This is a genomic window from Stenotrophomonas sp. 2YAF22, assembly GCF_052114665.1.
Lineage (GTDB): Bacteria > Pseudomonadota > Gammaproteobacteria > Xanthomonadales > Xanthomonadaceae > Stenotrophomonas > Stenotrophomonas indicatrix.
In genome coordinates, this window is sequence record NZ_JBFRFE010000135.1 from 1 (window position 1) to 8117 (window position 8117).

Sequence of the window (8117 nt, forward strand, 5' to 3'; positions counted from 1 at the left end):
ACGTCTCCACGGTGGACAGCGGCAACCTTGCCGGCCACCTGCTTACCCTGCGCCAAGGCCTGCTCGCGCTGGTGGATGCGCCGGTGCTGGCGCCGCACACGTTCGATGGCCTGGCCGATACGCTGGGCGTGCTGGAAGAGGAGCGGCAGCGTCATCGCGCCGACGATGCGTCGCTGGTCGAGGCGCTCAATCATCTTCGCCAGCGTCTGGCGTCTACGCGTGTCGACCGTCCCGTCGGGACGGCGCAGTCGCTGGCCCGTCTGCAGGAACTGGCCGGTCTGGCCGACGCGGTGCTGCTGCAATGGCCGGCACCGGCCTCGCCCGAGGACGGTGATCTGCATTGGCCAGCCCTGTTCGCAGCCGAATGCCATGCCGCCCACGCCTCGCTGGCCGATATCCCTGCCGATGCCAACGCGGCCGTCGATGCACCGGTGCCAAGCCTGCGCCAGTTGGCCGCCCTGCCAGGTACGGCCGGCGCGGACGCGCGCGCACGCATCGAGCAGCTGCAGGACCTGGCGCACCGCGCCGGGCAGTTCTCGCTGATGGAATACGGGTTCCTGTTCTACCGTACCCGCAACCTGCTTTCGATCGGCTACAACGTAGACGACCACCGCCTCGACAACAGCTTCTACGACCTGCTGGCTTCCGAAGCGCGGCTGGGCGCGTTCGTTGCCATTGCGCAGGGCCAGCTTGCACAGGAAAGCTGGTTTGCGCTCGGCCGCATGCTCACCGAGGTCAACGGTACGCCGACGCTGCTGTCATGGAGTGGCTCGATGTTCGAGTACCTCATGCCGCAGCTGGTGATGCCCAGCTATCCGGACACGTTGCTGGACCAGACCGCACGGCACGCGGTCGAGGCGCAGATCGTCTACGGCCGTACGTTGAACCTGCCATGGGGCGTGTCCGAGTCCGGCTACAACGCCGTCGATGCCCGCCTGAACTACCAGTACCGGGCGTTCGGCGTGCCCGGATTGGGGCTCAAGCGCGGCCTGGGCCAGGACCGGGTCATCGCGCCCTATGCCAGCATGATGGCGCTGATGGTGGCGCCGGAAGCGGCCTGCCAGAACCTCCAGGCGCTGCAAGAACTGGGCTTCTGCGGGCGTTTCGGCATGTACGAGGCGATCGACTACACGCCCACCCGGGTGCCGCCGGGACAGGATCACGTCCTGCTGCGTTCGTTCATGGCCCACCATCAGGGCATGGGCCTGCTGTCGCTGGATTACCTGTTGCGCGACCAGCCGATGCAGCGCCGCTTCCTTGCCGATGTCGAGTTCCAGGCGACCTTGCTGCTGCTGCAGGAACGTATCCCGCGCGTGGGCGTGTTCCATCCACATGAGGTCGAAGCGCTTGGCGAGCACTCGGCACTGGCCGAGCACGAGACGTCCCTGCGTGTCCTGCGCGACCCGGGTGGCCCGCGCCCGGAAGTGCAGCTGCTGTCCAACGGTCGCTACCACGGCATGCTGACCCATGCCGGCGGCGGCTACAGCCGCCACGGCGACCTGTCGCTTACCCGCTGGCGCGAGGACGGCACCACCGATGCCTGGGGCACGTTCTGCTATCTGCGCGACGTGGACAGCGGCGAGTTCTGGTCTGCCGCCTACCAGCCCACCTGCGTGGCAGTGGACAATTACGAGGCGATCTTCTCTGACGCCAAGGCGGAATTCCGCGGTGTGCGTCGCGGCTGCGAGAGCCACCTGCAGGTCGCCATCTCCGCCGAGGACGACATCGAGCTCAGGCGCCTGCGCCTGACCAACCGCAGCCGTCGCCCGCGCACGGTGGAGATCACCACCTATGCCGAAGTGGTGCTGGCACCCGCGGCGGCCGACGATGCGCACCCGGCCTTCAGCAACCTCTTCGTGCAGAGCGAGATCCTGGCCGCCAAGCAGGCGGTGCTGTGCACGCGCCGGCCACGTTCGCACGACGAGGTGCCGCCGTGGATGTTCCATCTGGTGGCGGTGCACGATGCGGAAGTGGTGGCGATCTCCTATGAAACCGACCGTGCGCGCTTCCTGGGCCGTGGCAACACGCCGCGGACGCCGCAGGCATTGACCACCGATGCCGACCTGTCCGGCACCGATGGCTCTGTGCTGGACCCGATCGTGGCCATCCGCGTCCGCGTGGTGCTTGAGCCCGAGCAGACCGTACAGCTGGACATGGTGTATGGCATCGGCGCCAGTCGCGGCGGTTGCGAAGCACTGGTGGACAAATACCGTGATCGCCGCCTGGCCGACCGCGTCTTCGACCTGGCCTGGACACACAGCCAGGTGGTGCGCCGGCAGATCAACGCAAGCCAGGCCGAGGCATCGCTGTATGAGCGCCTGGCCAGCCACGTGCTGTATGCCGGTCCGCTGCTGCGCGCCGGTGCAGGCGTCCTGCAGCAGAACCAGCGAGGACAATCCGGGCTGTGGGGCCATGCCATCTCCGGTGACCTGCCCATCGTGCTGCTGAAGGTCACCGACGCGGACAACGTGGAACTGGTCCGGCAACTGGTGCAGGCGCATGCCTACTGGCGCCAGAAGGGCCTCAACACCGACCTTGTCATCTGGAACGACAGCAAGGCTGGCTATCGGCAGGAGCTGCAGGACCAGATTCTGGGGATGGTGGCCGCCAGTTCGGAGACCGGCCTGCTCGACCGCCCCGGCGGCATTTTCGTGCGGCCGGTGCAGAACATGACCCACGAGGACCGCATTCTGTTGCAGGCGGTGGCACGGGTGGTCATCAGCGACGAAGACGGTACGTTGGTCGCGCAGGTGGGGCGTCAGCCGTTGCCTCCGCGACGGATCCCGGCCCTGGTGCCGCAGGCGCTGCAGCAGGAGCTGGCCCTGTCGATGGAGGCGACGCCCGGGCTGCCCATCGTTGCCGACCTGGGCCCGGAGCCCGGACTGCCGCCGAGCGCCGAGCACGACGAAGAAGTGGACGACCCGTGGCCTTTCCTTCCCTACCGCGGCACCGGCCGATTCGACAACGGCACCGGCAGTTTCAGCGAGGACGGCCGCGAGTACGTGGTGGTGGTACGCGAAGGCGCGCCGACGCCGGCGCCATGGGCCAACGTGATCGCCAACGCCCGCCTGGGCACGGTCGTCAGCGAGAGTGCACCGGGCTACACATGGTTCGAGAATGCGCACGAGTTCCGCCTGACGCCTTGGCTCAATGATCCGGTGTCGGACACTGGCGGCGAAGCCTTCTACGTGCGCGACGAGGACACCGGTCGTGTCTGGTCACCGATGCCGCTGCCGCGCCGTGGCACCGGCGCGTACCGTACACGCCATGGCTTCGGCTACACGGTCTACGAGCATGTTGAAGACGGCATCGCCAGCGAGTTGTGGGTCTTCGTCGACGTCGCCGCGCCGCTGAAGTTCTCGGTCCTGCGGCTCCACAACCTGTCGGGGCGGCCACGGCGGTTGTCGGCCATCGGCTACGTTGAATGGGTGATGGGTGACCTGCGCGCGAAGTCGCGCATGCACGTACTCACCGAACGCGACCCGCAGAGTGGCGCGCTGCTGGCGCGCAACACCTACAGCACCGACTTCGGTGGCCGGATGGCCTTCTTCGACACCGATGCCGATGGCTGCGGCTGGACCTGTGACCGACTGGAGTTCATCGGCCGCAACGGCAGCCTGCACGCACCGGCGGCGCTGCGTCGCGAGCGCCTGGATTCGCGGCTGGGTGCGGGCCTGGATCCCTGCGCGGCGATCCAGGTGCCGTTGCTGCTGGCTGCAGGCGACCGCAGCGAAACGACGTTCCGCCTTGGCGCCGGGCGCAACCGCAAGGAAACGCTGGCGTTGGCACGAAGCCGCCAGGGCGCCCATGAGGCCATCGATGCGCTGGACGCCGTGCGCATCCACTGGCGCAACGTGCTGGCCACGGTGCAGGTGCGCACGCCAGACCCGGCGCTGGACGCACTGGCCAATGGTTGGCTGGTATACCAGACGCTGGGCTGCCGCTACCTGGCACGCAGTGGCTACTATCAATCAGGCGGTGCGTTCGGTTTCCGCGACCAGCTGCAGGATGCACTCGCCCTCGTGCACGCTCGCCCGGACCTGACCCGCGAGCACCTGCTGCTATGCGCTGCACACCAGTTCACCGAAGGCGATGTGATGCACTGGWGGCACCCTCCGCAAGGTCGCGGCGTGCGCACCCGCTGTTCGGACGATTACCTCTGGCTACCGCAGGGCGCATGCCGCTACCTGGAGGTTACCGGCGACGCCAGCGTGCTGGACGAAGTGGTCGGCTACATCGAGGGGCGCGCGGTGACACCCGAAGAGGAAGGGTATTACGACATGCCCACGCCTTCGACGCAGCGCGGCACGCTGTATGCGCACTGCGTGCTCGCGCTCGAGCGCGGTTGCCGCTTGCTCGGCGAGCGCGGCCTGCCACTGATGGGCAGCGGGGATTGGAACGACGGCATGAACCGCGTCGGCGACCAGCAGCGCGGTGAAAGCGTGTGGCTCGGCTTCTTCCTGCATGACACGCTCCGCCGCTTCATCGGGCTGGCCAACGCGCATGGCGATGCACCCCGTGCAGAGTGGTGCCAACAGCAGGCCGAAAGCCTGCGCCAGAACCTGGAACAGCATGCCTGGGACGGGGCATGGTATCGCCGCGCCTGGTTCGACAACGGCGCCCCGTTGGGCTCGTCACAGAACGAAGAATGCCGCATCGATTCGATTTCGCAGAGCTGGTCGGTGCTGTCAGGCGTCGCCGCGCCTGAACGTGCCTCCCAAGCGCTGGATTCGCTGTACACGCACTTGGTGCGAAAGGACGCCAAGCTGATCCAGCTGCTCGATCCGCCCTTCGACCAGACCCCGGAAGACCCCGGCTACATTCGTGGCTACGTACCGGGCGTGCGCGAGAATGGCGGCCAGTACACCCACGCGGCCGTGTGGGCGGCCATGGCATTCGCACAGCAGGGCGATGCGGTGCGTGCCTGGGAGCTGGCCGGCATGATCAACCCGCTCAGTCACACGCTGGACCCGGAGGCGATCCAGACCTACCGCGTCGAGCCCTATGTGCTGGCAGCCGACGTCTACGCCGTGCCTCCGCACGTCGGGCGAGGCGGCTGGACGTGGTACACCGGCTCGGCCGGTTGGATGTATCGCCTGCTGGTCGAATCGCTGCTGGGCATACGTCGGCAGGGCGATCGTCTTTCGTTGGCACCGTGCCTGCCCGATCACTGGCCGTCATTCGAACTGAGCTACCGCTTCGGCCGCAGCTTCTACGAGTTCGTGGTGACCCGCACTGCGCAGGACCAGCCTACGCTGCACGTGGATGGCGTGCTGCAGCCGGACCTCACCGTCCTGCTGCGCGACGACGGCCATCACTACCGCGTCGCGCTTGACCTGGGTGCGGCCCCGGGATGAACGTGCGCCCTGAAGTACAGGTGCAGCTTGATGCACTGGCCGAGATGCTGGTGCACTGGTTGGCGCGGTCGCGCCATCCGGCGCAGTTCTGGCCGCAGTTCGAAACGCTGGCTGCGGAGATTCTGGACCAATGCGAGCACGCAGAAAGGGGCCAGGCGCACGCGTGCATCCAGGCCATGCTCAAAAGCCACGCGCTGGAGCTTCCATCCTGGTACGAGCGTGATGACAGCCTGCCGCCGGGGACGCCAGGAGAGTGATGGCCAGCGCGCTGCGTTACGATGCCGGGCTCAACTGACCAGAGATACGCGTGCCCGTCTCCACTCGCCTGTTGCTTGCCATCGCAGCTTCCCTGCTGCCGCTTTCCGGGACGATCGCAGCACCGTCCACGCAACCCGCTTCCACCGCCCCGGCCAGCAGCTGCCAGGGCGACGCGTCCCGCTGCCCCGCATGGATGCCCTCACAGGCCGAGATGCGCAACGCCATCGCCGACCACTTCTGCGAGCTGGCCGACCAGGGGCGCATCCAGCCTCGGGTGAAGCCGTTGGTCCGCGCCGAATCCTCGCCACTGAACTGTGGTGCGCTGGGAGAGCAGGCCGGTTCGAACTTTGTCTGCGGCGGTGAAATGCGCTTCGTCGGCAAGGGCGGCGAAATGGACACCATCACGTTCAGTCCCACGCTTCGCCGCGAGGAGGATGGGCGCATCGCGTTCTACGTGGGCAATGACGAGGAAGGTGAACAGGTGTGGCGGGTGCCCACCCCGCGGGCCACCTCAGCGACATGCGCGGTGCGGTGAGCGCGGCACATCTGCGCGCGCTCCGCTTCAGAACAGTTTGTGCGGGATTCCACGATCGGACCTGTTACGGGCGTCCATTTCCAAGTGAGCCATTGGCGCGTCCGGCTTTACTGGGCGGCAGGCTATCGTCCCCCTGCCGCATGACGGCCTCGATCCAGTCGACGTAGCGTGACACGCGAACGTTGTGGACCATCTGGCCATAGAAACCCGCTTCAAGGGCATGCTCGGGTACGGCCGTGATCCAGGACCCGAGTCCCACCAATTGCCAGGTGCCGTGGTCGTCGACCACAAGCGGACCACCGCTGTCTCCACTTCCCAGTACGCCCTCAAGCGGCAGGCCATGCGGCGGCGGATCGAACCGGTACCAGAGATACCGCTGATTGCCGCCGGTAATCGTGTTGTGGGCCCGCCGCAGGGATGTACGGTGCGGCGCATCCGGCAACTGGCCAACCGCACCGTTGCCGGTGGCGCCCTTCCCTATCAAGACGGCGACCTGCGTGACCTCTGCTGAACCCCCATACAGCGCCACGGGCGTGGCATCGGTCACCGGCGCGGCAAGCTTGATCAGCGCGATGTCATCCGAGGCCGCCAGGAAGGCATGGATCCGGGAAGGACTTCCTGTTGCCATCGCCTCCGTGCCCAGGGCCTCGGGCATCCTCCGGTAGCCGGGATGCAGGAATACGCGTTCAACGCCATACGCGTTGCCATTGATCGCGATCGTTGCTCCCATTCCTTCCATCGGCGCTGCATGCGCTGCGGTCAGCACCCAACGCGAGGCGATGAGAACACCGTGCCCCTCTCCTGGCATGTCCGCCAGCGCCGGGAAGTCAGATCGTTCGATGCGGTACCTGCCATCTTCGACATCATCACGGATGACGATGGCCCCGGCAGCGAACGGGAGCGCGGCAAGCAGCAGAAAGAGCCAGCGATTCATCGAGAGCATTCATCCTTGTGGTCGATCAATCCAGCCTAGCCAAACGCATCGACATTGCTGATGGACGCGCGACCAATTCCCGTGGTGGCCGACGAAGGGATGGAAACCACGACTGAAACCGGGACGCGCCGAGACGTTTAGTGTTCACCGCGCAGTGCGAGCCTGGCATTCCTGCGGATCGAACAGGCCGTACGTGCGCAGGGTTTCCAGATTGGCACGCCCTTGAATCCCTCTGTTCACAGCCCCGGAGCGAAGATCGGGAACCAGGAAGGCCCCCCGTCCATGAAAACGTCGCGCACTTCACCGGGTGAAGTACAGGCACCCGGCCACGGCGATCGGCATCGGGTCGGCCTCGATGCGCTGGGCCACCAGTGCCATCACTTCAATGCCATCGCCCTGGGCTTCCGGTGCTGACTGGACCACCCGCATTCCTCCGGGTTCGCCCTGCGTCCCCGGCCCATCGAGGGAAAGCGATTTGGTGAGGTCTGCAGCAAGGGCTGCATCGAAGACAGCCACCACGGAACTGYGCGACAGTATCAGCCGCGTGGACGGATGACCGAAGACCAGAGCCGGTGCTGGAAGCTTCATTTCCGCGACAACGCCGGGTATGTCGCCCAGTGCGTTGCTGTAACCCCCATCCTTGCCGGTGATCGGCTGCCAGCCGGCCGATGGCTTCCCGCGGGTTGCGATGTCACGCAATTGATGGGCCAACGCCCGGAATGCGGTGCGATCCGCCTTGCAGGACACGAGTGCCAGCGCCTGATCGACTTCATCCTGCCTGGGAACGGGGGTGCGGATCGATCCTGCTGCCGGGGCGTTCGGCGCAATGACAAGCCCCAAGCCTGCGAGCAGTAGAATCCTGTTCAACGTACGGGTGATCAATGCGCAATGCTCCTGCCTGGGGTGCCAACACTGTTCGGCACCACACCGGACAGCTGGGAAACACCCTCTCTATCGGGAAACATCATTACCAACGAGAGCTTCCCGCGCGGCGATTTTTTCGACCAGCGCATCGATCGCAGCCTCCATGGCG

The 8117-nt window shown here is 66.4% G+C and carries 5 protein-coding genes; 3 read left to right on the forward strand and 2 right to left on the reverse strand.

Features of this window, described 5'->3' with window-relative positions; all coding sequences use genetic code 11:
• The 3 genes from AB4Y84_RS07655 to AB4Y84_RS07665 all read left to right on the forward strand — a co-directional run.
• Positions 1–5357, forward strand: a 5357-nt coding sequence (locus tag AB4Y84_RS07655) for a GH36-type glycosyl hydrolase domain-containing protein (RefSeq protein ID WP_442249949.1), incomplete at its 5' end; no start/stop codon positions are given.
• On the forward strand, positions 5354–5614 hold the full coding sequence (locus AB4Y84_RS07660) for a hypothetical protein (protein ID WP_363733314.1): 261 nt from the start codon (positions 5354–5356) through the stop codon (positions 5612–5614). The genes AB4Y84_RS07655 and AB4Y84_RS07660, both read left to right, overlap by 4 nt.
• Positions 5615–5664: 50 nt before the next feature.
• Positions 5665–6150: a hypothetical protein gene (locus AB4Y84_RS07665; protein ID WP_442249950.1), complete on the forward strand. Its 486-nt coding sequence runs from the start codon at positions 5665–5667 to the stop codon at positions 6148–6150.
• A gap of 64 nt (positions 6151–6214) precedes the next feature.
• Here the strand turns inward: AB4Y84_RS07665 and AB4Y84_RS07670 are convergent, their stop codons facing one another.
• Both AB4Y84_RS07670 and AB4Y84_RS07675 read right to left on the reverse strand, forming a co-directional pair.
• On the reverse strand, positions 6215–7084 hold the full coding sequence (locus AB4Y84_RS07670) for a S1 family peptidase (protein ID WP_442243586.1): 870 nt from the start codon (positions 7082–7084) through the stop codon (positions 6215–6217).
• 300 nt (positions 7085–7384) lie between these two features.
• The gene (locus AB4Y84_RS07675) at positions 7385–7966 is read right to left on the reverse strand and encodes a hypothetical protein (RefSeq protein WP_442249951.1); all 582 of its coding nucleotides are present in this window, start codon (positions 7964–7966) and stop codon (positions 7385–7387) included.
• Positions 7967–8117: the final 151 nt, after the last annotated feature.

What these genes read in the sequence shown, in the direction of transcription:
- AB4Y84_RS07660 (WP_363733314.1), top strand. Translation starts at nt 5,354, where the DNA reads ATGAACGTGCGCCCTGAAGTACAGGTGCAGCTTGATGCACTGGCCGAG.
- AB4Y84_RS07670 (WP_442243586.1), bottom strand. Translation starts at nt 7,084, where the DNA reads ATGAATCGCTGGCTCTTTCTGCTGCTTGCCGCGCTCCCGTTCGCTGCC.